Source organism: Erythrobacter sp. EC-HK427, from assembly GCF_902498745.1.
Classification (GTDB): Bacteria; Pseudomonadota; Alphaproteobacteria; order Sphingomonadales; family Sphingomonadaceae; genus Alteraurantiacibacter.
Genome location: NZ_LR701479.1, coordinates 1757653 through 1783166 on the forward strand (window position 1 = coordinate 1757653; position 25514 = coordinate 1783166).

Below are 25514 nucleotides of genomic sequence, written 5' to 3' on the forward strand. Positions count from 1 at the left end.
CCCCTGGCATCTCGGAAGATGCTCTTTCTCGAAGGTTCACTTTAGAGCAAAGCCGAAGAGTGTCAATTAAACTCGACACTATTTGATGTCATACAAAACTGACAACACAGCTGGAGATGATCGGTTGGGCCGTTTGCCGTTGGCGCCAGCTGGCAAATCCGGCCTCGCGCAGTAGGGTGCCGATCGCTTTAGCCGAGCGGGGTTTCCCCGAATTCATCGCCCAGAGATACAGGCCGAAATAGGTGTCCCCCATGGCCCGTGCACCGGGCGTTTCGGCCATCGGTTCGGCAATCAACAGTCGGCCGCCTGCGGGCAGAGTCGCGCGGATCGCGCGCAGGATCGCCAGCGCTGCTGCATCGTCATGATCGTGCAGGATGCGGTTGAGCGTGATGCAATCATACCCGCTGGGCAAAGCAGTGGCGAAGAAATCACCGGGATGCAGGGTGATGCGCTCCGTCAGGCCTTTTTGGGACAAGACTTCGGTCGTACCGTCCAACACGGCGGGCAGATCGAAAATCCCGATCCGCGCATCAGGCGCATGGTTGGCAAGCGCCATGGCGAAGGCCCCGTGTCCGCCGCCCACATCTAACACCGCCCGGTGGCGGGAGAAGTCGTAAGCCGCGAAAGTCTGCTCCGCCACCATCGCGTGCGATACGGCCATCAGCTGCGAATATTCGGCAGCTTTCTCTCCGTTGATCGCCCCTTCATAGGCCCAGAAGCGGCTCAACTGCGTCGCCTCTTGGCGGTCGGCGCGCAGCAGGGCGAGCGGATCGGCGAGGTCGGCGTAGAGCAGCCGGTGATGGCGGATCATCGCCACCGCGCCGGGGTTGGCCTGCAAGGCCGCGCCGTGCTTGCCGAGCATCCAGCAGTCCGCGCCCGCCACCTCCGCCAGCTCCAGCCCCGCCGCCGCACGCACCAGTCGCTCGGCGGCATCGGCGGACAGATCACAGTGCCGCGCAATCGCGGGGACATTGGCGGGGCCATCGGCCAGCAGCTCCAATAACCCCGATTCGACACAGGCGAGCAGGGTCTGCGTGTAAGCAAAGCCCGCCACCAGATCGAACAGTCCGCCTGCGCGCGCCCGCGCCACATGGCTGATCGGCCAGATTGCCGCACTGTATTTCTGGAAGCTTGGCGAGCCGTAAAGCCGGTTGCGCCAGGCCAGCCAGCGGGCTTTCCACGAGAGATGATTTTTGCCCATATGTCCAATCAACTGGACAGATGAACTGTAAAGGTCAATGATCTTGGCGTAAGGGAGACTCCGTTTGGGCGCACCGCCTACCACTCATGTGGCCATTATCGGCGCCGGGATTGGCGGACTTTCTGCCGCCGCGCTGCTGGCGGCGAAGGGGCTGCGAGTGACGGTGATCGAAAAGGAACCGGTGCCCGGCGGCAAGGCTCGAACCCTGCCTGTGGGCGATACGCAGGTTGCTGCAGGGCCGACGGTTTTTACCTTGCGCGATGTGTTCGACACGATTTTCGATGCCTGTGGAGAGCGGCTGGACGATCATGTCACGACGCGCCCTGCCGAAACGCTGGCCCGCCATGCATGGAGCGAGACCGAGCGGCTCGACCTGTTCGCCGATCCGCAGCGCAGCGAGGCAGCGATTGGTGACCTTGCCGGAGCCGACGCCGCGCGCGGATACCGCGCCATGCGGGCCGAGGCGGCGCGGATTTACAACCTGCTCGATCACAGCTTCATCCGCGCAGGCAAAATCCACCTGCCGCCGCAATTCCTCTTCCGCATCGGCCTCTCGCGCTTTTTCGAACTCAGCGCGGCGCGGCCTTACGAGACCATGTGGAAGGTGCTGGGCGAGCATTTTGCCGATCCGCGCCTGCGCCAGTTGTACGCCCGCTACGCCACCTATTGCGGCTCCTCGCCCTTCGATTGCCCTGCCACGCTGATGCTGATCGCCCATGTCGAGGCGCAAGGCGTGTGGCTGATCGACGGCGGGATCGCGGCCTTGGCGAAGGCGCTGCGCACTATCGGAGAGCGGCAGGGGGCAAGTTACCGCTTCGGCACGGCGGTCGAGCGGATCGTGACCAGCGGCGGCAAAGCCACCGGCGTTGTGCTGGCAAGCGGCGAGCAGATCGCGGCGGACAGGGTGATCGTCAACGCCGATCCGGCTGCACTCGGCGCGGGTCTGCTGGGCGAGGATGCGCGGCGTGCGGTGGGCGCGTTGAAGCCTGCCAAGCGGTCGCTTTCCGCCATGGTCTGGCTCGGCCATACCCAAACCAGCGGGTTTGAGCTCAAGCATCACAACGTGTTCTTTTCCCCCGATTACGCCCGCGAGTTTGGCGATATCGCTGCGGGTCGCCCGCCCGTCGACCCCACCGTCTATATCTGCGCGCAAGACCGCGAAAGTTTCGGCGCGGCCAAGCCGGATGGAAAAGAGCGCCTGCAAATCATCGTCAACGCGCCCGCCAATGGCGACGCCCGCACCTATTCACCCGAGGAGAAAGAGCAATGCACCCAAGCGATGAGGAAGCGCCTCGCCCGCTGCGGTCTGACGCTGGAGGAGAGCTGGCAACACCGCCTGCTGACGCCCAACGACTGGGCGGACTTCCTGCCGGGAACGGGCGGAGCGATCTATGGTCGCGTGTCGCACGGCTGGGCGGCCTCCTTCCTGCGGCAAGGCACGCGGACGCGGATCAAGGGGCTGTATTGCGCCGGGGGAAGCACCCATCCGGGGGCCGGGGTCCCGATGGCCGCCTTGTCCGGGCAGTTGGCAGCCCGAACCGTGATGGCCGACCTCACTTCGACGCGGAGGTTCCTCCCGGCGGCTATGGCTGGTGGTATGTCGATGCGATCAGCAAGGACGGAAAATACGGCCTGACGATCATCGCCTTCATCGGCAGCGTCTTCAGCCCCTATTACAAGCGCAGCGGTCGCGGTGATCCGCTTGACCATGTGTGCCTTAACGTTGCGCTTTACGGCCCCAAGGCGCGCTGGGTGATGACCGAGCGCGGACGCGGCGCAGCGGTGCAAACGGCTGACCAATTGTCCATCGGGCCGAGCAATCTGCGCTGGACGGGAGAGGCGCTGGAAATCGATATTGTCGAGCGTGATACGCGGCTGTTCAACCCCATCCACCGGCGGGTGCGCGGCACGGTGCGGGTGATCCCGAAAGCCGTCAACACGGTCGCCTTTGGCCTTGATCCCGCAGCGCGCCACCGCTGGCATTGCCTCGCCCCGCGCGCCCATGTCGAAGTCGATATGCACCAGCCCGATGTCAGCTGGAAAGGCGACGGCTATCTCGATTCCAATTTCGGCGAGGAGTCATTGGAAGCCGGTTTCCGTATGTGGCACTGGTCGCGCGCGCATACCCGTGATGGCAGCGTGGTGAATTATGAAGGCCTTCGCCGCGACGGGTCATCTTTCGCCAGCGCACTGCGGTTTGACCGCCATGGCTCGCCCGAGCCTGCCGAACTGCCCGATGTGGCGCGGCTGCCCAACACACTGTGGCAGGTGCAGCGGCGAACGCGGGCGGATGAGGGGCAGGCAAGGGTGCTGGATACGTGGGAGGATTCGCCCTTCTACGCCCGCTCATCCTTCATCGCCCAGCTGTATGGCGAGCGGGTGGTGGGAGTGCAGGAAAGCCTCGATCTCGACCGCTTCACCTCTCCTGTGGTGCAATTCATGCTGCCGTTCCGGATGCCGCGGGTTTAGTCGGCTTCGCAGGCAGTTTCTTCTTCGGCCTTTTTCGCCTTGTCGCGCGCAATCTCGCGGCTGATCGAGACATATTGCCAGATGCCAAACCCCAGCGCGACGCTAGCCGAGAAGACCAGTTCGATAAGGCCGAGATTGGCGCTGATGAATTCTTTCATGCGCTCTCCTTCGGCGGCAGAATTCCATGTTTGCGGCCTTGACCGACCAACAGGCGAGAAACCAATTCCGGTTGCTCTTCATGGCAAAGATGCCCGCCATGAATAGTAGCAAAAATACAATTCGGGATGCACTCAGCTGCCGCTTCGGCAGCCGTGTATGGAACCGCCTTGTCTTTGTTTCCATGCACCAGAAGCAGGGGATTGGCGATGTCGGGCAGAGATTCGGCAAACGCCTCCAGATCCCAGTTCGCCATCATTTCGAGCGCGCCCTCGCAATGGCGCGCATTGCCCAATAGCGCCTCGTAGCAGGCGAGTTCCACTGCGCCCGTATGCGATCCGGTGGAGCGGAAGACGAACCGCTTGGCCTCGCCGGGAAAGCGGGTGCTGGCAGCAAAAATGCGGGGCACCAGCGGATTGACGAAGAGCAACTTCGCCATCGCCGGAAACAGCTTTGCGGCAAGGCCGGGGAAAGGGGTGATGGCGGGGGCGACGCCGATCACTGGCAACGCCGGATCGGTCTGCCGCGCATGGTCGAGCGCGATGGCAACGCCTGCCGAATGGCCGGCAATGGCCGCAGGCGTTGCGCCCAGCTCCGCCAGCAACGCGCCAATCGCGCGGGTCATATTGGCAAGGCTAGGCCCGCCGCGCAGACGGCCAACGGTAAAGGCATGGCCGGGCAGGTCGGGCACGATCAGCGAAAAATGCTCCGCCAGCAGCGGCATCATCCCCTGCCAGCTATGGCAACTCGCGCCGGTGCCGTGGAGCAGCAGCAGCTCCGGCCCGCTGCCCATCCGCTGGACGTGCCAGTCCAGTCCGCCAGCGGTCACAAATTGCGAGGCCTCGCGGTGCGGCCAGAGCTTGCCTTCGCGCTCCCAAGCGAGAGCGCTGCTCATGCTGCGGCGCTTTCGGGCTGTGCGGCCATGATGACCTTGCTTAAGGACTGCGCATCGGCCACCGGCAGCGGCAAATATCGCGCGCGCATAGTCTCTGCCAGCTTGCGCGCATCGGGGCGCGGGCGCGGGGAAATGTCGATCACCACCGCATCCAGCCTGCTCGACGCAATCGCTTTGGCCGCAGCTTCCGCGTCCTCGCCCGCCTGCTTGCGGCCCGGCGTGCCATCGGCGGCGATATTGGCGCTGCCATCTGTCAGGAAGACAAGGAATGGCGTGTTGCCACGGCTGGCAATGGTCGCGCCGAGTTCGCGGGCGAGGGCAAGCCCCGACGCAAGCGGCGTGCCGCCGCCGCCCGGAAGCCCTGCCAGCGCGCGCCTTGCGCGGGTGAGCGAGCGGGTGGGCGGGAGGAGCAATTCCGCACCTTCCTTGCGAAAGGCGATCAGCGCAACCTCGCTGCGTTTGACATAGGCCTGCGCAAGGATCAGCTCGACCGCGCCCTTCGCCTCCGCCAGCCGCGCCGCCGCTGCCGAGCCCGACGCATCGACGCAAAAAACCGTGACGCTGGCGGCGCGTTCCTCGAACCGGTGAATGCGCAAATCCTCTTTGCGAACCTGAAGCGCAGTGAAGCCTGTGCCATTCCGGCGCTCCCTCCGGCGCAATTCCTGGAAAGGGACAGCGGCGCGTAGCGTGTCGATCAGTGCGAGGCGTGCGCCATCGCGCGGCATACCGGGCCGCGCGCCTAGCAGCTTGCCGCGCAGCTTGGACTTGGTTCGCTTGCCCGAACCACCGCCCGAAGCGCGGCGCTGCTTGGCATTGCCGGCGATCATTTCGAGCACGTCAGGCGGGATCGCGGCGAGCGCGGCTTCGAGGATCACGTCCTCGGGTATCTCCGAAAGCGCGTCGCGATCGGTGTCGCCCGCATCCTCGCCGCTTTCGGGCGGGGGAGGGGGCGCTTCCTCACCCTCGTCCTGCGCTGGCGGCGGGGGCAGGCGGGTCGCGCGCGGCGCGAGCACCAGCCGCGCGGCGGCGGCCACATCGTCCTGCACCACATCCTCGCGCCCCGCCACGGCCGCATGGGCAGCCGCAGCCGATTGCGCGAAAAGCAGCGCGCGCACCGAGTCGATGCCCAGAGCGGTCGCCACGTTGGCGAGGGGAAGCAGGCAATCCTCTGCCGCTCCCGCGCCAGCAAAGAGCGTTGTGTCCGCAGGCGCAATGTCGAGTGAGGTGACGCCTGACAGATCGCAATGAAACGCCACGCGGTCCATGAGCGCAGCCGGAGGACGCTCGTCCGCTTCGACTCCGTCGTCGAGCAACACCAGCGCAAAGTCCGCCGCACCGTCCATCGCCTGCGCCAACCGTCCGGCGAGCGCATCGCCCATCCGCTCGGCCATCGGTGCGATCAGCACGCCGCCCGCCATTTCGGCCAGCAAACCGCTTTGCATGACAGGCTTTCCGGCAGTCAGGCTGGCCGCGATATCGACCCCGCCGAGCAGCCGCGCCTCGTCAATATGCGGGGGGAGGCGGCGGGTGGTGGCGTGCTGGCGCAGGTAATCGAGCACCACGTCGCGCGCCGGGCCGCTGCCGCGCAGCACCATGCCGCGAAGGCGCGTCGGAGCAGCGAGAAGCAGTTTCGCGGCGAGCAGGGCGTCGGCGAGGGGATTCGCCGGATGCGTCATCCGAACAATTCGGCGATCGCGCGCTCGATCCTGACAGTCGAACCCGTCTCGTCGAGCACGTCGCGGCGCAGGCGGTGGCGCAGCGCCAGCGGGGCGACATCGACCAGATGTTCCCGCCGCACCGCTTTCGCGCCCCGCAGCGCCGCCAGCGCCTTGGCCGCGCGCATCAGCGTAAGTTCACCCCGTAGCCCATCTGCCCCCACAGCCGCGCAAAGTTCTGCCGCATCGGTCAGCACATCATCGGGCACGGTGAGCGAAGCCACCTTCTTCTGGCCGCGCGCGATTTGCTTGAGGATTTTCCCCTCTTCCTCAGCCCATTCGGCAGCAAAGGCGGTGGCATCGGCTTCCTGCGCGGCGCAGCGGCGCATGATTTCGACGCGGCTGGGAATGTCCTTGGGCGTGCGCACTTCCACAGAAAGGCCAAACCGGTCGAGCAATTGCGGGCGCAATTCGCCTTCCTCCGGGTTCCCGCTGCCGATCAGCACGAAGCGCGCGCGGTGGCGGATCGACAGGCCTTCGCGCTCGACGACATTCTCGCCCGAAGCGGCGACGTCGAGCAGCAAATCGACCAGATGGTCTTCCAGCAGGTTGATCTCGTCAATGTAGAGGAAACCGCGATGCGCCTTGGCGAGCAGGCCCGGCTCGAACGCCTTCTCGCCCGAACGCAGCGCCTTTTCGAGATCGAGCGCGCCGAGCACGCGGTCTTCCGTGGCGCCAAGCGGCAGATCGACAAAGGGAACGGGGCTTTTGCGCGCGCGCGTTGACGTGCAGGGATCGGGGCAAGTGCCCGCCTGATCGGGCGTGCAGCCATAGCGGCAGCCATCGGCAATCGGGATGGGCGGGAGTAAGGCCGCCAGCGCGCGCGCTGCCGTGCTTTTGCCCGTTCCACGGTCGCCGAAGACCATCACGCCGCCCACCGCCGGATCGACCGCCGCAATCAGCAGCGCCAACTTCATTTCGTCTTGGCCGACGATGGCGGAAAATGGGAAACGGCTCATCTGTCCACTAATCTGGACAAGTCTAAGCGTCAGGGCAAGCGGAATCCCCGATTTATGGGAATGTGCTGCTTTTCTCCGCGAACCCAGCTTTACAAGCCTTTACTCGGTCTCGGCTGCGGACGGTGGTATTGCAAACGGAAGTCCGGTGGAGAGGGGAGCACAGGCATGGTTGGCGCAGCGCAGAAATCGCCCAAGTCACGGGTAGCCATGCGTTTAGGCGTGGCGCTGGTGGGGATGGCCGTGGTCGGATGCTTTTTCGCTGCGTCCATGCTTTCCGGCCCGCCTGCCGAAGCCGCCGATCAACAGGCACAAGAGTTACAACTTCCGGCGGATGCCGCATCACGCTAGCCCCCCTGGTGAAATGCACGCATCCAGCATCGCCTTGCACGCTGAGTCCTTCGAGGTCGCATTCGAGGTACGAGCAAAGTCGGTGCCTTGCCGGAAAACTGGAAGCGCGTCGGGGAGCCCCCCTCCCCGGCGCGCTTTTTTCGCGTATGGTGCATTTCAAGAGACAGGTAAGAGACCGACTATGCCTAAGCTAACCAGACCGCTTCGCCAGGCCGCTATGCTTGCGGTGTCGCCGCTCGCGCTGGCGGCACTGCCCAATGGCGCAGCGGCAGAATGCGACAGCGGGTATGTTACTTACCGGATGCAGGAGGGCGATACCCTGTATGGCCTGAGCGAGCGGTATTTCAGAGGCGTGACGGCGGTCGGCCAGATCGCCCGGCTCAACGGCATCCGCAACCCGCGCCGCATCCCGGTCGGCACCGAATTGCGCATTCCGCGCCGCTATCTGACCTATCGCGATGCCGGGCTGCAAGTGCGCCATTCCAGCGGAACGGTGCAGATCAACGGCGTGCAGGCCAACCGCGCCATGCAAGTGCCCGATGGCGGGCGCATCGAAACGAGCGCGGGTAGTTTCCTGACGCTGCAATCGGCGGACGGGAGCACCACGATCACGCTGCCTGCCAATGCCCGCGCGCAGCTGGCCTGTTCGCGGATTTACGCGCTTGGCGACTTGCGCGACATCCAGTTCGATTTGCTGGACGGGCGCGGCGAAATCCGCGCGCCTGTCTTGCGCACCGACGAACGGTTCCGCACCTCCACGCCGGTGGCGGTGACGGCGGTCCGCGGGACCGAATACCGCGTGTCCTATGACGACACGACCGGCATCGGCACTGCCGAAGTGACCGAGGGCCGCGTGGCTGTCGCCGCAGATGAGAGCTTCGCCAGCGAAGTCCTGCCCGAGGCTGGTTTTGGCGTCGCGGCATCGCAAGCAGGCGTCGGCGAAGTCGAGCAGCTTTTGCCGCCGCCCGAAGTCGGGGAGATCGCTTCGGTGCAAATGGCCGAGACGGTCGATTTCACCGTTGCGCCGCCTGCTGGCGGAGCTGCGAGCCGGGTGCAGATCGCACGCGACGAAACCTTCGTCGAAGTCATCGCCGAAGACCTCTCCAGCGATGGCTCCTTCAGCTTTGCAGGGCTCGAAGACGGACGCTATCTCGTGCGGGTGCGCGGCGTGGCGGAAAACGGGCTGGAAGGCCTTTCCGAAGAATTCCGCTTCCGCCGCAAACGGCTGGGGGCGGAAGGATCGGTGGAACAATCGACGCTGGCGGACGGGTTCCGCTTTGTCTGGTCGGCGCAGGGCACTGGACTGACGCATTTCGCCTTCCAGCTGTGGCGCGAAGGCGAGCCCGGCGTCCTGCTCTATGACGAAATCGCGCTGCCGGGGGACGCAACCCTTGTCACCGCGCTCGAACCCGGTGTGTATGTCTGGCGTATCGGCGCGATGCAGACCGATGCCGAGGAAGGCCTGTTGACGGTCTGGAGCGAACCCACCCGTTTGCCGGTGGACACCGAGTAGTTTTTGCACATCCGCTTGCCACGATAAGGGCCAATCATGTTTCGCAGGCTCCTTGCCGAATGGGTAATACTTCTTGCGCTCGGCCTGATTTTCGTGGCGCTCGGCACCCGTGCCGATCTGATGGCGCGGTTTGATGCGGGCCTGCTCGACCGCGCCGCTGGACTCGCCCGACCGGCACCGGCGGAGGACATTGTTGTTGTCGCTTTTGACGATCCGAGCCTCGAAACGATCGGCCCATGGCCCTGGCCGCGCGCGCGCCATGCCGCGCTGATCGATGCTTTGGCGGAAGCGGGAGCGGGGCCGATCCTGTTCGACGTGCTGTTTCTGGAGCCGACCGCGCCCGCAGACGACGCCGCGCTAGCCGCTGCCATGCGACGCCATGGCGCGGTGTATCTACCGCACACCTTTGCCCCGCGTGCAAATACCCAATCCGCCATCGATCCGGCTTTGCCGATCCCTGTTTTGGCAGAGGCGGCGGCGGGCGTGGGCCATGTCGCCAGCGCACCCGATGCTGACGGCGTGTTGCGCCGGTTCGATCTGGTGCGGGACATCGATGGCGCAGCGTTTCCCCATTTCGTGTTGGCGGCAAGCGGGGTGACACCCGCTGATGCACCCGAGGCCGCCATCGTCTCCTTCCACAGCGACGGCGCCTATGCCCGCCATTCTGCTGCTGCCATCCTGAGCGGCACGGTTCCGGCCGAATTTCTACGCGGCAAAACGGTGCTGGTGGGGGCGACCGCGCAAGGCATGGGAGACCGCTATTCGGTCGGCGCGGGCGGCGTCGCCGTGATGCCGGGGGTCGAAACGCAGGCCAATCTGCTCGACGCCTTGCGGCAGGGCGCGCTTGTGCGTGATGCATCGGCGCTGTGGTCGGCGCTGCTGGGCGCGCTGGCATTGCTTATCCAGTTCCTCGTGTTCTGGAAGCTCTCGGCCCGTGCGGGGCTGATTGCGACGATTTCGATCAGCGCCGCCTTGCTGGCGATCGCCGTGCTGCTGGTGCCGCTCACCCATTTCTGGGTCGGTCCGGGCGTCGCGCTGCTGGCGGTGCTGTTTGCCTATCCCTTGTGGAGCTGGCGGCGACTCACTTCGGTCAGCGCCTATCTGGAAGAGGAAGCCGCCTTCTTGCGTCCGGCGGGCGCGCAGAAGGCCGATGTCGAGGGGTTTGACCAGCTCGCGCGGCAGGTGGCGCGGATGCGCCGTCTGGTGAACTACGTCAGCCGCAGCTTTGCCTTTCTGGGCAAGGTGATCGAGGCCGCGCCCGATGCCATTCTGGTGCTAGACCGCGAAGGGCTGGTTACGATGGCCAACCAGTCGGCCAAGCGGCTGTTTCCCGGCTTTGCCGAGGAGACACCCGCACCGCTCGCCGATTTGCTGGCGGATTCTATGGCAACGCATAGGCCAGATGATGGCGAGATATCCTTTCCCGATGGCACCGCATTTCTGGTCGCGCGGGCGGGGTTCGAGCTGGAAGGCGATGCGCAAAGCGGCGAGATCATGGCACTGCGCGATGTGACCGAGATCCGCCAGCGCGAACAGGAGCGGCGCGAAATGCTCGAATTCCTGTCGCACGATATGCGCACGCCGCAGGTCGCGATCATCGGCCTCTCGCGCAAGGTCGGCACCAATGGCAGCGACCACGATATCGGCCCGCGCATCCGCAACCAGGCTGAGCGCACGCTCAAGCTGGCCGACGATTTCGTGCAGATTGCACGACTTGCCGAAACGAAGCCGCAATTCGAGGAAGCCGATCTGGTGGCGCTGGTGGAAGAGGCAACGGACCGTGCCTATGCCGCAGCGCGCGCCAAGGCGATCACCGTGCTGCCCGATCTGCCGGAGGATTTGCTCTTCGCCGAAGTCGATGCCTCGCTGATCGCACGGCTGCTCGACAATCTGGTCGGCAACGCGATCAAGTTCTCGCCCGAAGCGAGCACGGTGAAGGTGATCCTGCGCGAAGTCAGCGAAAGCGTGATGCAGCTGAGTGTGTGCGATGAAGGGCCGGGGCTGCCGCCCGAACGGCTCACCAATCCCTTTGCGCGGTTCGGGGCGCATGAAACCCAGGCCGGGCCGAGTGTGGGGCTGGGGCTGACCTTTGTGAAGCGCGTGGTCGATCTGCATCACGGCACGATCACGGTCGATTCAGCGCCGGGAGTGGGCACTTGCTTCCGCATCGATGTGCCCGAATTTCAGCCGTTCGAACGGAAGACTTAAAGCGCGTCGGCCACCAAAAGGTTGGCCAATTGCTGCAAATCGGCCTGACTGTAGGAGCAAACATCCCTTTCGGCGACGCCGCGATAGGCAATCGTGCCTGCCTCGCGGTCCAGCAGCACCATTGTCGCGCGCAGGCGGATCACCTCGCATTCGTTATACCAATGCGATTCGGCGGGCAGCGATTCCCATACGATAGCATCGGGGGTCGAGGCGTCAGGATTGGCGAGGCCGGTCTGCGCACTGCGCGCGGCAATGCCGAATTCGGCGATCATCCCGGCATCAGTGTCGAGCATCACACCATGCGTCTGAAACGATTGTTCAAGCGCGGTGGCAAAGGCGGTGCGGAGCGATCCGTCAGGCGCGCTTGCTGCCATCCGGACGGCGGAACCCGCCGGCATGGCGCCTTCGGTCGAGGTGATGTTGGCGGGCGTTATCACGGCGCAGCCCGCCATCGCCGACGCCATTATGGCGGCGCCTAAAGCGCGCAATGTCGGACCTTTCAGATCAGCTGGTGACCGTCTCGGCTTCGCGTGCATCATCGGCCTCTTCGAAAAACGCATCCATGCGATAGCCGAAGCCGAAGACAGTTTGAATGGCAAACCCGTTATGCGGGCGCAATTCCAGTTTGGAACGCACGCGGCTGACGTGCATATCCAGCGTGCGCGTGGCGATATCGCCCATATTTCCCCAGATCTGCGAGAAGATATAGCTGCGCGAAAGCGGGCGGTTGAGATTTTCGAAGAACAGCGCCGCGACCTTGAATTCTTTCGCGGTCAGCTTGATCGCTTCACCATTGCGCTCGATCACGTCATTCAGCCGGTCGATGCGATAGGGGCCGTAGGTCTGAAACCGCTCGGGCTTGGCGGGTTGCTGCTTGCGCCGCGCCGCAGCCTCGATCCGGGCAAGGATAACCTCCTCGCTTTCGGGCTTGACGATATAATCGCTCGCGCCCTGTTCCAGTCCCTTGACCACATCGCTCTTGTCAGAACGGCTGGTGATGAGGATGAATGCGGGCGGGCTGTCGAGATTTTCCGTGCCCCATTTGACCACGTCAATTCCGGTGGCGCCGGGCATATTCCAGTCCACGAGGACAACGTCATACGTCTCCCGCCGCAGGGCAACGAGCAGATCCTTCCCGTTATTGAAACGGTCGTAATTATAGCCTGCCGCTTCGAGACAGGACGAAATCTGGTTCAAGACTTCCAGATCGTCGTCTGCAATTGCAATTCTCACGGTATAACGCACCCCGTATTATGTTTCTCCCGTAACTTCCGCTTTACACAGCGTGCGCGCAACATTCCATCACTTCGCACCGATTTGGCTGTAACTTTGACTAGATTTTACAAGTGTGTGACTAACATTAACGGCTGTTGCCGTTGTCTGGGGCGGGAGTAGAGAGCGGCAATGCCGCAGCTGCCAGCCGCTCACATCTTTACCTCCGCAGGCTTTTTCGCCATTGCCTGCGCATGAGCATGACACCGCCCGAAGCCGCCATTATCCGCACCGACTGGACGCGCGAGGAAATCGCTGCGCTGTTCGATCTGCCCCTCACCGAATTGCTGTTCCGCGCCGCACAAACGCACCGCGCGCACCACGCGGCAGACGAAGTGCAATTGTGCACATTGCTCTCGATCAAAACCGGCGGCTGCCCCGAAGATTGCGGCTATTGCTCGCAAAGCGCCCATGCCGACAGCGGAGTGGAAGCGACCAAGCTGATGGATGTGCGCGCGGTTCTGCAAAGCGCCGCACAGGCCAAGGATGCGGGCAGCCAGCGGTTCTGCATGGGCGCTGCGTGGCGGAACCCCAAGGATCGCGATATGCCCAAGATCGTGGAGATCGTGCAGGGCGTGCGCGCCATGGGCATGGAAACCTGCATGACGCTGGGAATGCTCTCCCCCGAACAGGCGGAGCAATTGGCCGAGGCGGGGCTCGATTATTACAACCACAATGTCGACACCGGGCCGGAATATTACGACCGTGTGATCACCACGCGCAATTATCAGGATCGGCTCGATACGCTGGCCCATGTCCGCAATTCGGGCATCAATGTGTGCAGCGGCGGGATTGTCGGCATGGGTGAGACGCGCGCCGACCGGGTCGGCTTTGTGCATACGCTGGCTACGCTGGAGCGGCATCCCGAAAGCGTGCCTGTCAACGCGCTGGTGCCGGTGAAGGGCACGCCGCTGGGCGATATGCTGGCCGATACGCCGATGGCCAAGATCGACGATATCGAATTTGTCCGCACCGTGGCGGTGGCGCGCATCTGTATGCCCAAGAGCATGGTGCGCCTCTCCGCCGGGCGCGAAAGCATGAGCGATGCGACGCAGGCGCTTTGCTTTATGGCGGGGGCGAATTCGATCTTCACCGGCGACAAACTGCTCACCGCGCCCAATGCGGGCGACGATAGCGATGCGGCCCTGTTTGCGCGGCTCGGCCTGAAGCCGATGGAAAGCGAAGAGCCGATGCGGGCGGAAAAGGCGTGTGCCGGAGCCTGCGCGCCGGAGAGCATTCCCGCCGAATAGGCCCGAGCGATGCGGAAAAGATTTGCCGAAGCCATCGCGCAGCGCAAAGCGGCAGACCGGTTGCGCACGCTGAAAGCTGTGCAGCCTGCGCGCGCAGGCCATGTGCAGCGCGGCGGTCGCGAGCTGATCGACCTCTCTAGCAATGACTATTTGGGCCTGGCGCACCACCCCGAATTGACCCGCCGGGCGGTGGCGTGGACGCAGCAATACGGCACCTCTTCGCGCGGCTCGCGGTTGGTGACCGGCACGCTGGACGCGCATGAGAGGGTCGAGGCGAAGGTTGCCGCGTTCAAGGGCACCGAGGCTGCGCTGCTGTTCGCCACCGGCTGGCAGGCCAATGCCGCGATCATTCCAGCGCTGATGAAGCTGGAGCCAGACGCGGCGGTCTTCGCCGACTGGCTCGTCCATGCCAGCATCCATCACGGCATCCGCGCCGGACGAACGCGGCACCACGCCTTTCGCCACAACGATCTGGCGCATCTGGAAGAGCTGCTGGTGGAGCATGGCGCGAAGGCTCCTGCCCGCATCATCATCACCGAAAGCGTGTTCAGCATGGATGGCGACCGGGCGGATATGCCGGCGCTGGTCGCGCTCGCCCGCAAGCATGATGCTTTGCTGGTGGTGGACGAGGCGCACGCGACCGGCGTGTTCGGCGCGCACGGGGCGGGGCTGAGCGAAGGGCTCGCGGACAAGCCCGATATCGTGATCGGCACGTTCAGCAAGGCGATGGGCGGATTTGGTGCCTATGTCGCCGCGGATCGGGAGATTTGCGATTACCTTGTGAACGCTGCCTCCGGCTTTGTGTACACTACGGCGCCGCCACCTGCCGTGCTGGGCGCGATGGATGCGGCGCTCGATATCGTTCCGGCAATGGCGGCAGAGCGGGCCCATTTGCAGGCACTGGCGGAAAGACTGCGCGCGGGTTTGCGCGATCTGGGCTTTGATACCGGAACCTCCGAGACGCAGATTATCCCCGTGCTGATCGGCAGCGAGGCTGATACGCTGACAGCCAGCGCGGCGCTGGAGGTGGCGGGCATTCTCGGCGTCGCGATCCGTCCGCCGACCGTTCCCGAAGGCGCGAGCCGCATCCGCTTCTCGCTCTCCGCCGCGCATGATGCGGACGTGGTCGGCAAGGTTCTGGACGTGATGAGAGGATTGCAATGAAGGGCTTTATCGTCACCGGCACCGATACCGGCATCGGCAAGACGATCTTTGCCGCCGGTGTCACCGGCGCGCTGGGCGGTGCCTATTGGAAGCCCGTGCAAAGCGGGCTGGAGGACGAAACCGATACGCAGGCGGTGGAACGGCTGACGGCGGGTCGCGATGTGGCGATCATTCCCGAAGCCTATCGGCTGGTGACGCCATGCTCCCCGCATGAGGCGGCGCGGATTGACGGGGTGACGATTGATCTGGCGCGGCTCACGCTGCCCGAAACCGACCGTCCGCTGGTCGTCGAAGGGGCGGGCGGGGCGCTGGTGCCGTATACCGATGATATGCTGGCAGCAGAGATATTCGCGCAGTGGGGGCTGCCTGTCATCGTCGTGGCGCGTACCATGCTCGGCACAATCAGCCACACGCTGATGACGCTCGAAGTCTTGCGCGCGCGCGGGGTGACGGTGGCCGGTGTGGCGTTCGTGGGAGAGGAAGAGCCGGTCGCGCAAAAGGCGATTGCGCGGCTGGGCGGCGCACCCGTGCTGGGCCGCTTGCCCTTCCTCGATCCGCTCGACGCGGACACTTTGGCAGAGGCATTCGCCGCCAATGTCGACCTAGGCAAACTCGCATGAGCCATTCCCCCGTCTGGCACCCCTTCCACCAACACGGGTTGGGCGAGGACATTCCACTCGTCGCGCGTGCCGAGGGTGCGGTGCTCCACACCTCCGACGGGCGCGCGGTGTTGGACGTGATTTCCAGCTGGTGGGTCATCACCCACTGCCATAATCATCCGCGCATTGTCGAGGCTATCCAGCGCCAAGCCGCGCAGCTTGACCAGCTCATCTTCGCCGGATGGACGCATCAGCCTGCCGAGGATCTGGCGCGCGGTTTGACCGCGATCATGCCGCGTGCGCTGGAATATGTGTTCTTCTCCGATTCCGGCTCCACCGCCGTGGAAGTCGCGTTAAAAATGGCGCTCGGCTATTGGGCCAATACCGGCGCACCGCGCGCAAAAATCGTGGTCATGGAACATTCCTATCACGGCGACACGATCGGCGCGATGAGCGTGGGGGAGCGCGGTGTCTTCAACCGCGCCTATGCCCCGCTGCTGTTCGATGTCGAAACCGTCCCTTTCCCGCGTGAAGGCCAGGAGCAGGCGACGCTCGACGCGCTGGAAACGGCGTGCAAGCGCGGCGACGCAGCGGCGTTTATCGTCGAGCCGCTGGTGTTGGGCGCGGGCGGAATGCTGATCTATTCCCCCGAGGTGTTGCGACAGATGCGGCAGATCTGCTCGGCCCACAATGTGCTTTTCATCGCCGATGAAGTGATGACCGGCTGGGGCCGCACGGGCACGTTGCTGGCGTGCGAGCAAGCGGGCGTGGTGCCCGATATCCTTTGCCTCGCCAAAGGGCTGACGGGCGGCGCGCTGCCGCTGGCGGTGACGATGGCGACGGCGCCGGTTTACGATGCGCATTACTCCGCCGACCGCAGCAAAATGTTCTTTCACTCCTCCAGCTTCACCGCGAACCCCATCGCCTGCGCGGCGGCCAATGCCAATCTGGCGATCTGGCGCGAGGAGCCGGTGCTGGAACGCATAGCCACGCTTGCCAAACGCGAGCGCGCGGGGTTCGAGGCCATCGCCGCCAAGCATCCGATCACCAATCTGCGCCAGCTGGGCACGGTAATCGCGATGGATGTCGACATCGGGGAGAGCGGCTATCTCGCCGATATCGGCCTGAAGATGCGCCAGGGGTTTTACGCCCGCGATATCCTGCTGCGCCCGCTCGGCAACACGATCTATCTGAAGCCGCCATATTGCATCACCGAGGCGCAGCTGGGGCGGGTGTTCGGCGCGATTGACGAGGTGCTCGGCGAAGTCCTTTAGCCAGCATCCATCTGATTATCAGGATGCGCGCGCTGGAAAGCGGGGAGGGCAAGGCACGCCGCCTCGATCCGGGTGATGTGCGGGCATTGTGACAGGTCAAAATCGAACCGCCGTGCATTGTAGAGCTGCGGCACCAGCACGCATTCGAAGAAGCCCGGCGCGCCAAACAGGAAATCGCCGCTTCCCAACTGTGCCAGCCGCGCCTCGACCGGATGCAGCGTTTTGGCGAGCCAGTGGCGGTACCAGGCATCGATTTCGTCCTGCGAGTGGCCCAGCGGGTCTTTGAGATATTTGAGCACCGGCAGGTTGAGCGGCGCGTGCAGCTCGGTCGCGATGGCATAGGCAAGCTCGCGGGCGCGGAAACGGTCTTCGATACCGGCGGGCAGCAGCGGGCGTGCGGGATAGGCTTCGTCGAGCCATTCGATGATCGCCATGCTCTGCGCGCGGTCGCCGCTATCGGTTTCCAGCATCGGCACACCGGCAAAGGGATTGCGGCGAGTGAAGGCGGCATCTTTCTGCGCGGATTCCAGCAGGTTGACCGGGCAATTCTCGTAGGCGAGCCCTTTCAGTTCGAGCGCGCAGCGCAGGCGGTAACTCGTGCTGCTGCGCCAATAACCGTAGAGTTTCATCGTCACCTCCTGATCGCTACTGTGCTACCATGGCAAGGCGATTGTGCGTGAAAGTTTCATCTGATACTATATGACTATGAGCTATCAAACGGGGTTTCTCAACCACTTCGCTACAGAGGCCGTTGCCGGCGCTTTGCCCGAGGGCCGCAATTCGCCGCAGCGCCCGGCTTTCGGCCTTTATGCCGAGCAGTTCAGCAGCAGCGCCTTCACCGCGCCGCGCGCCGAGAACCGGCGGACGTGGCTTTACCGGATGCGCCCCACGACGCAGCACGGGCGGTTTTTGCCGTATGGCGGCGCGCCATTGCTGACCGCGCCCGCTGCCGCCCACACCTCGCCCAATCGTCTGCGCTGGGACGCGCTGCCTTTGCCCGATGCCAGCGTCGATTTCGTCGACGGCCTTGTGACCTATGGCGGGAATGAGGGGATTGCGATCCACCTCTATGCAGCCAGTGCGAACATGGACAACCGCGCCTTCCAGAACAGCGATGGCGAGATGCTCATCGTCCCGCAGCAGGGCGCGCTGTTGGTCACGACCGAATGCGGGCGGATGGATGTGCCGCCGGGTTTCATCTGCGTGATCCCCAAGGGAATGCGTTGCCGCGTCGAACTCACCGACGGCCTTGCGCGTGGCTATATCTGCGAGAATTACGGCGCGCCGTTCCGCCTGCCCGATCTCGGCCCCATCGGCGCCAACGGCCTTGCCAATCCGCGCGATTTCGAAACGCCGGTGGCGTGGTTCGAAGACCGTGACGAGCCGTGCGAGATCGTCCAGAAGTTCAACGGCTCGCTCTGGACGACCACCATCGATCACTCGCCCTTTGACGTTGTGGCATGGCACGGCAATTCCGCGCCCTATCGTTACGATCTGGCGCGGTTCAACACCATCGGCACGGTCAGCTTTGACCATCCCGATCCGAGCATTTTCACCGTCCTCACCAGCCCGTCTGACACGCCGGGTACTGCGAATTGCGATTTTGTGATCTTCCCGCCGCGCTGGATGGTGGGGGAGGACACGTTCCGCCCGCCATGGTTCCACCGCAATGTGATGAGCGAATTCATGGGGCTGATCCACGGCGAATATGACGCGAAGGAAGGCGCCAAAGATGGTAAGGGAGGCTTCGTCCCCGGCGGCGCGAGCCTGCACAACCAGCACAATGGCCACGGCCCTGATGTCGACAGCACCGCGAAGGCGATGGCGGCCGAACTCAAACCGCACAAGATCGACAACACGCTCGCTTTCATGTTCGAAAGCCGCGCGATCATCCAGACCACCGAATTCGCCATCAATGGCGGGCTGCTGCAAAGCGATTACGACGCCTGCTGGAGCGGATTTCCGAAAGCGAGACTTCCCTAAATGACCGAGCGCACCGACCACACGCATGACATCTCCGCCACCAGCTGGGTGGAGAGCGCCAACGGCCATCCCGATTTTCCGGTGCAGAACCTGCCGCTGGGCGTCTTCTCCCACGGCGAGAGCGCGCCGCGTGGGGGCATGGCGATTGGCGATATGATCCTCGATCTGCCCGCCATCGCCATGCTGCTGGAAGACCCGGCGGAGGATGCGGCGCTCACCGCCAATGCGCCGGTGCTTAATATGCTGTTCGCCGAAGGGCGCGGCCCCGTGCGGGAGCTGCGCGCGGCGGTTTTCGCGCTGCTCACCGATGACAGCAAACGAGCCGACGTGGAACCGCATCTCTATCCGGCGAGCGAATGCACCATGCACGCGCCGTTCCTGATCCACGATTACACCGATTTCTACACCGGCATCCATCATGCCGAGAATATCGGCAAGCTGTTCCGTCCGGACAATCCGCTGCTCCCGAACTACAAGTACGTGCCCATCGGCTATCACGGGCGCAGCTCTTCGATTTGCGTGTCGGGCACGCCGGTGAAGCGGCCCAACGGGCAGACCAAGGCGCCCGATGCCGATGTGCCGAGTTTCGGCCCGACCAAGCGGCTCGATTACGAGCTCGAAATGGCGTTCTGGATCGGGCGGGGCAATGCTCTGGGCGAACCGATTCCGGTGACCGAGGCGGAGCAGCACATTGCCGGGATTTCGATCCTCAATGACTGGTCGGCGCGCGATATCCAAGCGTGGGAGTATCAGCCGCTGGGGCCCTTCCTCGCCAAGAACTTCGCCTCGACGATCAGCCCGTGGGTGGTGACGATGGACGCGCTCGCGCCCTTCCGCACCGCGCAGCCGCCGCGTCCCGCTGGCGATCCGGAGCCCCTGCCGTATCTGCAACACGATATGAGCGCCGCGGCGTTCGGCATCCAGATGGAAGTGCTCATCACCACGCCCACAATGCGCGAAAGCGGCGACGCGCCGCATCGCTTGTCTCACGGGCCGATGACCGCGATGTATTGGACAGCCGCGCAGCTCGTCGCGCATCACAGCGCGGGCGGGTGCAATCTGCAACCGGGTGACCTGCTCGGCACCGGCACGCTGACCAGCGGCGCGGAAGGCGGCGAGGGGAGCCTGATCGAGCTGACCAAGGGCGGCAAGCAGGCTATCACCCTGCCCAATGGCGAGACGCGCACTTTCCTTGAAGATGGCGACGAGATCGTCATCCGCGCTTATGCCGAGCGCGACGGGTTCGCGCGCATCGGCATGGGGGAATGCCGGGCGGTGATCGCGGGGTAATCCAACTAACCTGTTACACCTGTTACACAGTCCTGGAGCAAAAACGAAACCGCCTGCACACCGCGCGCTGTGCAGCGGGTTTGTGTTTGAAACAAAGGGGTTGCGTAGTGCCATGGCCTTTGCGCTGGCACAGCGAAGGCGATGTAGGAAAGCGCGCCGTTATTCGTGCCGCAGCGCGTCAATCGGGTCGAGCTTGCTCGCGCGGTAGGCGGGATAGAAGCCGAAGATAATTCCCATCAACGCACAAAAGGCGAAGGCCATCAGGTTGAGGCCGGGATTGAACAGGAAGGGTAGATCGATCAGGCTGGCGAACAGGATTGACAGGCCCAGCGCCAACGCAATGCCGATCAGCCCGCCAAAGCAGCACAGTACCACCGCCTCTGTCAGGAATTGCAGCCGCACTTCCTTGGCGAGCGCCCCGATAGCGAGGCGGATGCCGATTTCGCGGGTGCGCTCGGTCACGCTCACCAGCATGATATTCATGATGCCGATGCCACCGACAACAAGGCTGATCGCAGCGATAATCGCCACCACGCCCGTCATCGCCTGGAAAATCCCGCCAATTGTATTGGAGATTTCCTGCGAATCGATCACGTCGAAATTGTTGTTCTCGCCTTCCTGCACCACGCGCCGTTCGCGCAGCAGATCAACCAGCTGGCTCTGGATCGTCGCTGTGCTGTAATCGGCGTTGTACTTGATGACGAAGAACTGGATATCGTCATTGCCGACAAAGCGGCGCTGCACTGTCTTCAGCGGCATGTAGACTGCATCGTTCGCGTCATTGCCGCCGCCGACATTCGCGCCAGTGCGTTCGTCGGCGATGCCGATCACGGTGCAGGAGACATCGTTGAGGCGCATTTCCTCGCCCAGCACCTGATCCTCGACGAAGATCTTTTCGACGATGGTTGTCCCGACGATGCAGACGCTTTCCCCACGCGCCTCTTCTTCGTTAGTAAACGAGCGGCCTTCGCCTATATCGATGTTCTGCGCGGAGAAGAATTCACGGCTCGCGCCGTTGATGCTCGTCTGCCAGTCCTGTCCATTGTGGAAGGCAGTGGCATTGGTGAAAACCGCGCCGGCCGCGAATTCGACCCCGGCAATCTGGTTGCGCACCGCTTGGATGTCTTCTTCCTTGAACGGCTGGCGCGGAACGTTGATGTCGGGCTGGCGGGGGACGACGATGAAGACATTCGATCCCAATCCGGCGAGGTCGTCCTGCACGTTTGCCGTCAGCCCCTGGCCCAGCGTGACCATGGTGACGACCGAGGCCACACCGATAATGATGCCCAACGTCGTCAGGAAACTTCGGAGCAAGTGACGGCGTATCTCTCGCATGGCGAGCAGAAGCGTAGCGAAGAACATTCGCATCAGGCGTGCTCCTCCAGCGGGGAACCGGCGAGGCGTCCGCGATCAACACGCTCCACCAGCCCGTCCTTGAAGTGGACGATGGTTTTGGCGAACTGCGCCATCTCGTCCTCATGCGTCACCATCAGCACGGTGATGCCCTGCTGGTTCAATTCAGTGAGCAATTGCATGATTTCAATTGAGCGTTCGGAATCGAGATTGCCCGTCGGCTCGTCCGCCAGCAGCACATCGGGATCACTCACCAGCGCGCGGGCGATGGCGACGCGCTGCTGCTGCCCGCCCGAAAGCTCTGCCGGGGTGTGGTCGGCCCAAGGGAGCAGGCCCACCTTGTCGAGCGAGCGTTCCGCCGCGATGCGCCGCGCCTTCTTGGTTTCGCCGCGATAGAGCAGGGGCAGCTCGACATTCTCTAGCGCGGTAGTGCGCGCCAGCAGGTTGAAGCCCTGGAACACGAAGCCGAGATAGCGCCGCCGCAGCAGGCTGCGCTGGTCTCGCGAGAGCGCCTGCACTTCTACCCCGCGGAATTTGAACACCCCGCTGGTGGGCACATCGAGACAGCCGAGAATGTTCATCGTGGTCGATTTGCCCGACCCCGATGGCCCCATCACCGCAACGAAATCTCCCCGGTCGATGGTGAGGTTTACGCCTTTCAGCGCACGGAATGCCGCCGGGCCGGTGCCGAAGACCTTGGTGATGCCTTCAAGCTGGATCAGCGCGCCTGCCGAGCGGTCGCGCTCGTCGCGTTCTTCTTGATTGAGGGGGCGGGACGCCATCGGTTTGCGCCTATCCGCCCGTCGCCGCCTGGATGCCGGTGACGACTTCCATATCGGCGGTCAGCTCTTCCGAAGTGACGACAGTAAAGCGCCCGTCGCTCTGTCCGGTGACCACTTCGATTGCCCGCAAGGTGCCGTCAGCTTCGACAACGTGTACCCGCTGTCGGCTGCCGACGCCGATGCTGGCATCGTCATTCTCTTCAAGGCCGAATTCCGGATCGCTGAACACTCCGCCCGCTTCCTCTTCCTCGTCTGGCGTAAAGCGCAGCGCAGCATTGGGCACGAGCAATTGCCTGCCGGTGCTTTGTGTGGCGATGGTTGCGGTTGCCGTCATGCCGGGGCGCAGCAGGCCGTCATCATTGCCGACGATCAGCCGCGCTTCATAGCTGACGACTTGCTGGCCCTGCGCCGACTGCGCCTGTCCGGTGGTGGCGATATTGTTGGAGGCGAGGTCTACCCGCTCCACCGTCGCGGGGAAGCGGCGGCCGGGATAGGCGTCGACGGTGAAGTTTGCTTCCTGACCGGCTTCGACCTGGCCGACATCCGCCTCGTCCAGATTGACCCGCAACTGCATCGTCGCAAGGTCTTCGGCGAGTACGAACAGGGTCGGCGTGTTGAAGCTGGCGACCACGGTCTGCCCCGGCTCCACTTGCCGGGCGAGGACCACGCCCGACACCGGTGAGCGGATGGTGGCGCGGTCGAGGCTCACCTGCGCGGTCGAAAGCTGCGCGCGCGCGGCGGCGACATTGGCCTGCGCGGCGGCGACGCTGGCGCGGCCACGGTTCACGGCGGCGCGGGCAAGGTCGATCTCGGCAGCCGAGGGCACCCGCCCATCGGACAGCCGCTGCACTTCGAGCAGGCGGTTGAGCTGCGCGAGGTCGCCGTCGAGCGTCGCCTGCGCTTGTCCGACCTGCGCCTGCGCGGCGTTGAGATTAGCGCGGGCCTGCTGGATCTGGTCGCTGATGACTTCGGTGTTGATGATTGCCAGCACCTGCCCGCGCTCCACCCGGTCGTTCACATCGACCAGCACGCGGTCAATCCGGCCCGAAACTTCGGAGCCGACTTCCACCTGGTTGGTCGGGCGCAGACTGCCGGTGGCGGTCACCGAGAGATCGAGCGAACGCTCTTCCACTTCGGCGGTGATGTAATTGGGCTGCTGCTCCCCACCCGAGAACGCAATGCTGGCGCCAACCAGGGCGAGAATGATGATCGCCAGCAGCCACCAGCGTTTGCGCTTGTACCATTTCTTCGGCTTCGCGCTGTCGAGATAGTCGGCGATGTCGTTGCCATCAGTGGCGATGGCGGTGTCACTCGTGCTCATTCGGCATTCCCGTCAGTGGGCTGGGCGGACGCGCCGGCCAGCGGAAAATCGTAATCTGCAGCGTTCCAGCCACCGCCCAATGCCTGCGTCAGGCGGACAAAGGCCACGGCGCGGTCGGCTTGGGCTGCCACCAGCTGGTTCTGCGCGGACAGCAGCTGGTTTTCGGCAGAGAGGACATTGCGGAAATCGGTCAACCCCGCCTGATACTGGCTGCGCGCCAGCAGCGCCGACATATCGGCGGCATCCAGCGCCTCTTCGTTCAGCGCCACCCGCTCGTTCGCGGTGCGCTGGTCAACCGCGGCGGTTTCCACATCTTCCAGCGCGTTGAGGATCGCCTGCTCCCACGATGCGAGCGAAGCGCGGGCTCCGGCTTCGGCGCTGTCGACCTGCGCCTGCGTGCGCCCACCATCGAAAATCAACTGGCTGACGCTGGCAAAGACATTGCCCGTGATGACGTCAAAGATGCTTTCCAGCGGGTTGGAGCCGGTACCGATCGAACCGGTCAGCCGCACCAGCGGCAGCAACTGCGCGCGGGCAATGCCGATGCGCGCGCTGCTGGAAAGCAGGGTCGCTTCGGCCGCGCGCACATCGGGGCGGCGGCGTAGCACGTCGGCAGGCGCGGCGAACCCGGCGAGTGCGGGCGGATTGGGCACCGGCGCCGCGCTGCTGGCGAGGATGGCATCGAGCACGCGGCCCGGCGGTTCGCCGATCAGCGTCGAAATGGCGTTGGCCGTGCCCGTCAGGCTGGCTTCGAGCGCGGGGATTTGCGCCGCTGTTTGCGCCCGCTGCGCGCGTGCTTGCTCGACATCGAGGCTACTCACTAGCCCGGCCTGGTTCCGCCAGCGGGCGATTTGCAGATTGTCGTCCTGATAGGCCAGCGTCTCGCGCGTCAGTTGCAATTGCTGCGCGGTGGCGCGGGCGTTGATGGTGGCGATGGCGACTTGGCCGACGATCAGCCGCTGCAAATCGGCGAGCGAATATCCGGCGCTCGCCAGATCAGCCTCGGCAGCGCGCACCCCGCCGGAAATCTGGCCGAACAGGTCAAGCTCCCACCCCGCATCGGCACCGATATTGAAGCGCACATCCTCGTTCGACAGATTGCCCGCGCTGGTGGACACGCCGCCACTGCCGCTCACGCTGGGCAGATAGCCCGCGCGCGCCTGCACCAAAGATGCGCGCGCCTGATCGAGCCGCGCGGCGCTGACGGCAAGATCGCGGTTTTCGAGAATCGCCTGCTCGACAAAGCGGTCAATCAGCGGATCGCCCAGTTGCGTCCAGTATTCGGTGATATCGGCGGTGATCGGCGTGGGATCGCTCTGCGCCCAGCTTTCGGGCACGGCGATAGAAGGCGTCGGCACTTCCACCGCGCGCGGCGTGGCGCAGGCGGCCAGCGCCAGCAGGGCAGGGGCGAGCACCAAGGGCCGCGCCGCTGTGCCTGATCGAACCATGTACGAAAGCCCCCTGATATTGCGTCCCTTCCCGTGCTTAGCGCGTGTTGGGCAATGCACCAACCGCGACTTATCCAGAGCCTGCCGCTCCCGCCAAGCCGTGGATTTTCAGCAACAAAGCTGCCTTGCCCTACGCACCAACGCCAGTCCCCCATCCACCAAGCGCCGACAATTATCGACCAAACTGTATTGTGGGAGTAATACGCCAGTGTCGCAATTTCTGCCGGAATGCAAATAGGCGGTTGCTTTGCATGGCGGAAATGGGGAGAACGCGCATCCGAAACAAAGTGTGCGTTGGCACGCGCCTTGTGACT

General features: G+C 64.1%; 23 protein-coding genes. 11 read left to right on the forward strand and 12 right to left on the reverse strand.

Features of this window, described 5'->3' with window-relative positions; genetic code table 11:
* Positions 1 to 88: 88 nt before the first annotated feature.
* Complete coding sequence (locus GC121_RS08640) at positions 89 to 1201, reverse strand: methyltransferase (protein WP_151973896.1); 1113 nt, start codon at positions 1199 to 1201, stop codon at positions 89 to 91.
* Positions 1202 to 1289: 88 nt separating this feature from the next.
* Between GC121_RS08640 and crtD the strand changes: the two genes are divergently transcribed.
* Positions 1290 to 2837: a 1-hydroxycarotenoid 3,4-desaturase CrtD gene (gene crtD, locus GC121_RS08645; protein WP_151973897.1), complete on the forward strand. Its 1548-nt coding sequence runs from the start codon at positions 1290 to 1292 to the stop codon at positions 2835 to 2837.
* Between the two features lie 119 nt (positions 2838 to 2956).
* Positions 2957 to 3670 (forward strand): hydroxyneurosporene dehydrogenase, encoded by a 714-nt coding sequence (locus GC121_RS08650; protein WP_151973898.1) that lies wholly within the window; start codon positions 2957 to 2959, stop codon positions 3668 to 3670.
* Here the strand turns inward: GC121_RS08650 and GC121_RS15310 are convergent.
* Genes GC121_RS15310 through bchI form a run of 4 tightly spaced genes read right to left on the reverse strand, consistent with a single transcriptional unit; the run spans position 3667 to position 7395 of the window.
* Positions 3667 to 3828: a hypothetical protein gene (locus GC121_RS15310; RefSeq protein WP_199857809.1), complete on the reverse strand. Its 162-nt coding sequence runs from the start codon at positions 3826 to 3828 to the stop codon at positions 3667 to 3669. The two genes, GC121_RS08650 and GC121_RS15310, sit on opposite strands and share 4 nt — an antisense overlap.
* A complete protein-coding gene (bchO, locus tag GC121_RS08655) occupies positions 3825 to 4721 on the reverse strand; it encodes an alpha/beta fold hydrolase BchO (protein ID WP_151973899.1) in 897 nt (298 codons plus the stop codon). Before bchO ends, GC121_RS15310 begins: the two co-directional genes overlap by 4 nt.
* On the reverse strand, positions 4718 to 6397 hold the full coding sequence (locus tag GC121_RS08660; protein WP_151973900.1) for a magnesium chelatase subunit D: 1680 nt from the start codon (positions 6395 to 6397) through the stop codon (positions 4718 to 4720). Before GC121_RS08660 ends, bchO begins: the two co-directional genes overlap by 4 nt.
* Positions 6394 to 7395 (reverse strand): magnesium chelatase ATPase subunit I, encoded by a 1002-nt coding sequence (gene bchI / locus GC121_RS08665; RefSeq protein ID WP_151973901.1) that lies wholly within the window; start codon positions 7393 to 7395, stop codon positions 6394 to 6396. Before bchI ends, GC121_RS08660 begins: the two co-directional genes overlap by 4 nt.
* A gap of 207 nt (positions 7396 to 7602) precedes the next feature.
* Between bchI and GC121_RS15315 the strand changes: the two genes are divergently transcribed.
* The 3 genes from GC121_RS15315 (at position 7603) to GC121_RS08675 (ending at position 11464) form a co-directional block, all read left to right on the forward strand.
* Positions 7603 to 7743, forward strand: coding sequence for a hypothetical protein (locus tag GC121_RS15315; protein ID WP_199857810.1), 141 nt, complete (start codon positions 7603 to 7605; stop codon positions 7741 to 7743).
* Positions 7744 to 7960: 217 nt separating this feature from the next.
* Positions 7961 to 9256, forward strand: a complete 1296-nt coding sequence (locus tag GC121_RS08670; protein ID WP_199857811.1) for a LysM peptidoglycan-binding domain-containing protein — start codon at positions 7961 to 7963, stop codon at positions 9254 to 9256.
* A 36-nt stretch (positions 9257 to 9292) separates the two neighbouring features.
* A complete protein-coding gene (locus GC121_RS08675; RefSeq protein ID WP_151973903.1) occupies positions 9293 to 11464 on the forward strand; it encodes a CHASE2 domain-containing protein in 2172 nt (723 codons plus the stop codon).
* On the opposite strand, the gene GC121_RS08680 is transcribed toward GC121_RS08675, so the two are convergent.
* A complete protein-coding gene (locus GC121_RS08680) occupies positions 11461 to 11928 on the reverse strand; it encodes a hypothetical protein (RefSeq protein ID WP_151973904.1) in 468 nt (155 codons plus the stop codon). The two genes, GC121_RS08675 and GC121_RS08680, sit on opposite strands and share 4 nt — an antisense overlap.
* 40 nt (positions 11929 to 11968) lie before the next feature.
* Positions 11969 to 12697 carry a response regulator transcription factor gene (locus GC121_RS08685; protein ID WP_151973905.1) on the reverse strand — a complete coding sequence of 243 codons (729 nt, stop codon included), beginning with the start codon at positions 12695 to 12697 and terminating at the stop codon, positions 11969 to 11971.
* A 239-nt stretch (positions 12698 to 12936) separates the two neighbouring features.
* Here GC121_RS08685 and bioB point away from each other — a divergent pair, with 239 nt between their 5' ends.
* Genes bioB through GC121_RS08705 form a run of 4 tightly spaced genes read left to right on the forward strand, consistent with a single transcriptional unit; the run spans position 12937 to position 17023 of the window.
* A complete protein-coding gene (gene bioB / locus GC121_RS08690; RefSeq protein WP_151975670.1) occupies positions 12937 to 13986 on the forward strand; it encodes a biotin synthase BioB in 1050 nt (349 codons plus the stop codon).
* 9 nt (positions 13987 to 13995) lie between these two features.
* Positions 13996 to 15150, forward strand: a complete 1155-nt coding sequence (locus GC121_RS08695; protein ID WP_151973906.1) for an 8-amino-7-oxononanoate synthase — start codon at positions 13996 to 13998, stop codon at positions 15148 to 15150.
* Positions 15147 to 15770, forward strand: a complete 624-nt coding sequence (gene bioD / locus GC121_RS08700; RefSeq protein WP_151973907.1) for a dethiobiotin synthase — start codon at positions 15147 to 15149, stop codon at positions 15768 to 15770. The genes GC121_RS08695 and bioD overlap by 4 nt, the downstream gene beginning before the upstream one ends.
* Positions 15767 to 17023, forward strand: a complete 1257-nt coding sequence (locus GC121_RS08705) for an adenosylmethionine--8-amino-7-oxononanoate transaminase (RefSeq protein ID WP_151973908.1) — start codon at positions 15767 to 15769, stop codon at positions 17021 to 17023. The genes bioD and GC121_RS08705 overlap by 4 nt, the downstream gene beginning before the upstream one ends.
* On the opposite strand, the gene maiA is transcribed toward GC121_RS08705, so the two are convergent.
* Positions 17020 to 17652: a maleylacetoacetate isomerase gene (maiA, locus tag GC121_RS08710; protein WP_151973909.1), complete on the reverse strand. Its 633-nt coding sequence runs from the start codon at positions 17650 to 17652 to the stop codon at positions 17020 to 17022. The two genes, GC121_RS08705 and maiA, sit on opposite strands and share 4 nt — an antisense overlap.
* 70 nt (positions 17653 to 17722) lie before the next feature.
* On the opposite strand from maiA, the gene hmgA reads away from it, so the two are divergent.
* Positions 17723 to 19006 (forward strand): homogentisate 1,2-dioxygenase, encoded by a 1284-nt coding sequence (hmgA, locus tag GC121_RS08715; protein WP_151973910.1) that lies wholly within the window; start codon positions 17723 to 17725, stop codon positions 19004 to 19006.
* Positions 19007 to 20296 carry a fumarylacetoacetase gene (gene fahA, locus GC121_RS08720; protein WP_151973911.1) on the forward strand — a complete coding sequence of 430 codons (1290 nt, stop codon included), beginning with the start codon at positions 19007 to 19009 and terminating at the stop codon, positions 20294 to 20296.
* A gap of 159 nt (positions 20297 to 20455) precedes the next feature.
* On the opposite strand, the gene GC121_RS08725 is transcribed toward fahA, so the two are convergent.
* From GC121_RS08725 to GC121_RS08740, 4 genes are read right to left on the reverse strand one after another with little or no spacing between them, the layout of a single operon-like run.
* Positions 20456 to 21658 (reverse strand): ABC transporter permease, encoded by a 1203-nt coding sequence (locus GC121_RS08725; protein WP_151975671.1) that lies wholly within the window; start codon positions 21656 to 21658, stop codon positions 20456 to 20458.
* 5 nt (positions 21659 to 21663) lie between these two features.
* Entirely contained in the window at positions 21664 to 22431 is a 768-nt protein-coding gene (locus GC121_RS08730) for an ABC transporter ATP-binding protein (protein WP_151973912.1), read from the reverse strand.
* A 10-nt stretch (positions 22432 to 22441) separates the two neighbouring features.
* The gene (locus GC121_RS08735; RefSeq protein WP_151973913.1) at positions 22442 to 23752 is read right to left on the reverse strand and encodes an efflux RND transporter periplasmic adaptor subunit; all 1311 of its coding nucleotides are present in this window, start codon (positions 23750 to 23752) and stop codon (positions 22442 to 22444) included.
* A complete protein-coding gene (locus GC121_RS08740; RefSeq protein ID WP_151973914.1) occupies positions 23749 to 25200 on the reverse strand; it encodes an efflux transporter outer membrane subunit in 1452 nt (483 codons plus the stop codon). Before GC121_RS08740 ends, GC121_RS08735 begins: the two co-directional genes overlap by 4 nt.
* Between the last annotated feature and the right edge of the window lie 314 nt (positions 25201 to 25514).

Excerpts from the sequence above, each read along its gene's own strand:
- GC121_RS08640 (WP_151973896.1), bottom strand. The coding sequence starts at position 1,201 with ATGGGCAAAAATCATCTCTCGTGGAAAGCCCGCTGGCTGGCCTGGCGC.
- GC121_RS08650 (WP_151973898.1), top strand. The coding sequence starts at position 2,957 with ATGACCGAGCGCGGACGCGGCGCAGCGGTGCAAACGGCTGACCAATTG.
- GC121_RS15310 (WP_199857809.1), bottom strand. The coding sequence starts at position 3,828 with ATGAAAGAATTCATCAGCGCCAATCTCGGCCTTATCGAACTGGTCTTC.
- bchO (WP_151973899.1), bottom strand. The coding sequence starts at position 4,721 with ATGAGCAGCGCTCTCGCTTGGGAGCGCGAAGGCAAGCTCTGGCCGCAC.
- GC121_RS08660 (WP_151973900.1), bottom strand. The coding sequence starts at position 6,397 with ATGACGCATCCGGCGAATCCCCTCGCCGACGCCCTGCTCGCCGCGAAA.
- bchI (WP_151973901.1), bottom strand. The coding sequence starts at position 7,395 with ATGAGCCGTTTCCCATTTTCCGCCATCGTCGGCCAAGACGAAATGAAG.
- GC121_RS15315 (WP_199857810.1), top strand. The coding sequence starts at position 7,603 with ATGCGTTTAGGCGTGGCGCTGGTGGGGATGGCCGTGGTCGGATGCTTT.
- GC121_RS08670 (WP_199857811.1), top strand. The coding sequence starts at position 7,961 with ATGCTTGCGGTGTCGCCGCTCGCGCTGGCGGCACTGCCCAATGGCGCA.
- GC121_RS08675 (WP_151973903.1), top strand. The coding sequence starts at position 9,293 with ATGTTTCGCAGGCTCCTTGCCGAATGGGTAATACTTCTTGCGCTCGGC.
- GC121_RS08680 (WP_151973904.1), bottom strand. The coding sequence starts at position 11,928 with ATGGCGTCGGCGATGGCGGGCTGCGCCGTGATAACGCCCGCCAACATC.
- bioB (WP_151975670.1), top strand. The coding sequence starts at position 12,937 with ATGACACCGCCCGAAGCCGCCATTATCCGCACCGACTGGACGCGCGAG.
- GC121_RS08695 (WP_151973906.1), top strand. The coding sequence starts at position 13,996 with ATGCGGAAAAGATTTGCCGAAGCCATCGCGCAGCGCAAAGCGGCAGAC.
- bioD (WP_151973907.1), top strand. The coding sequence starts at position 15,147 with ATGAAGGGCTTTATCGTCACCGGCACCGATACCGGCATCGGCAAGACG.
- GC121_RS08705 (WP_151973908.1), top strand. The coding sequence starts at position 15,767 with ATGAGCCATTCCCCCGTCTGGCACCCCTTCCACCAACACGGGTTGGGC.
- maiA (WP_151973909.1), bottom strand. The coding sequence starts at position 17,652 with ATGAAACTCTACGGTTATTGGCGCAGCAGCACGAGTTACCGCCTGCGC.
- hmgA (WP_151973910.1), top strand. The coding sequence starts at position 17,723 with ATGACTATGAGCTATCAAACGGGGTTTCTCAACCACTTCGCTACAGAG.
- fahA (WP_151973911.1), top strand. The coding sequence starts at position 19,007 with ATGACCGAGCGCACCGACCACACGCATGACATCTCCGCCACCAGCTGG.
- GC121_RS08725 (WP_151975671.1), bottom strand. The coding sequence starts at position 21,658 with ATGTTCTTCGCTACGCTTCTGCTCGCCATGCGAGAGATACGCCGTCAC.
- GC121_RS08730 (WP_151973912.1), bottom strand. The coding sequence starts at position 22,431 with ATGGCGTCCCGCCCCCTCAATCAAGAAGAACGCGACGAGCGCGACCGC.
- GC121_RS08735 (WP_151973913.1), bottom strand. The coding sequence starts at position 23,752 with ATGAGCACGAGTGACACCGCCATCGCCACTGATGGCAACGACATCGCC.
- GC121_RS08740 (WP_151973914.1), bottom strand. The coding sequence starts at position 25,200 with ATGGTTCGATCAGGCACAGCGGCGCGGCCCTTGGTGCTCGCCCCTGCC.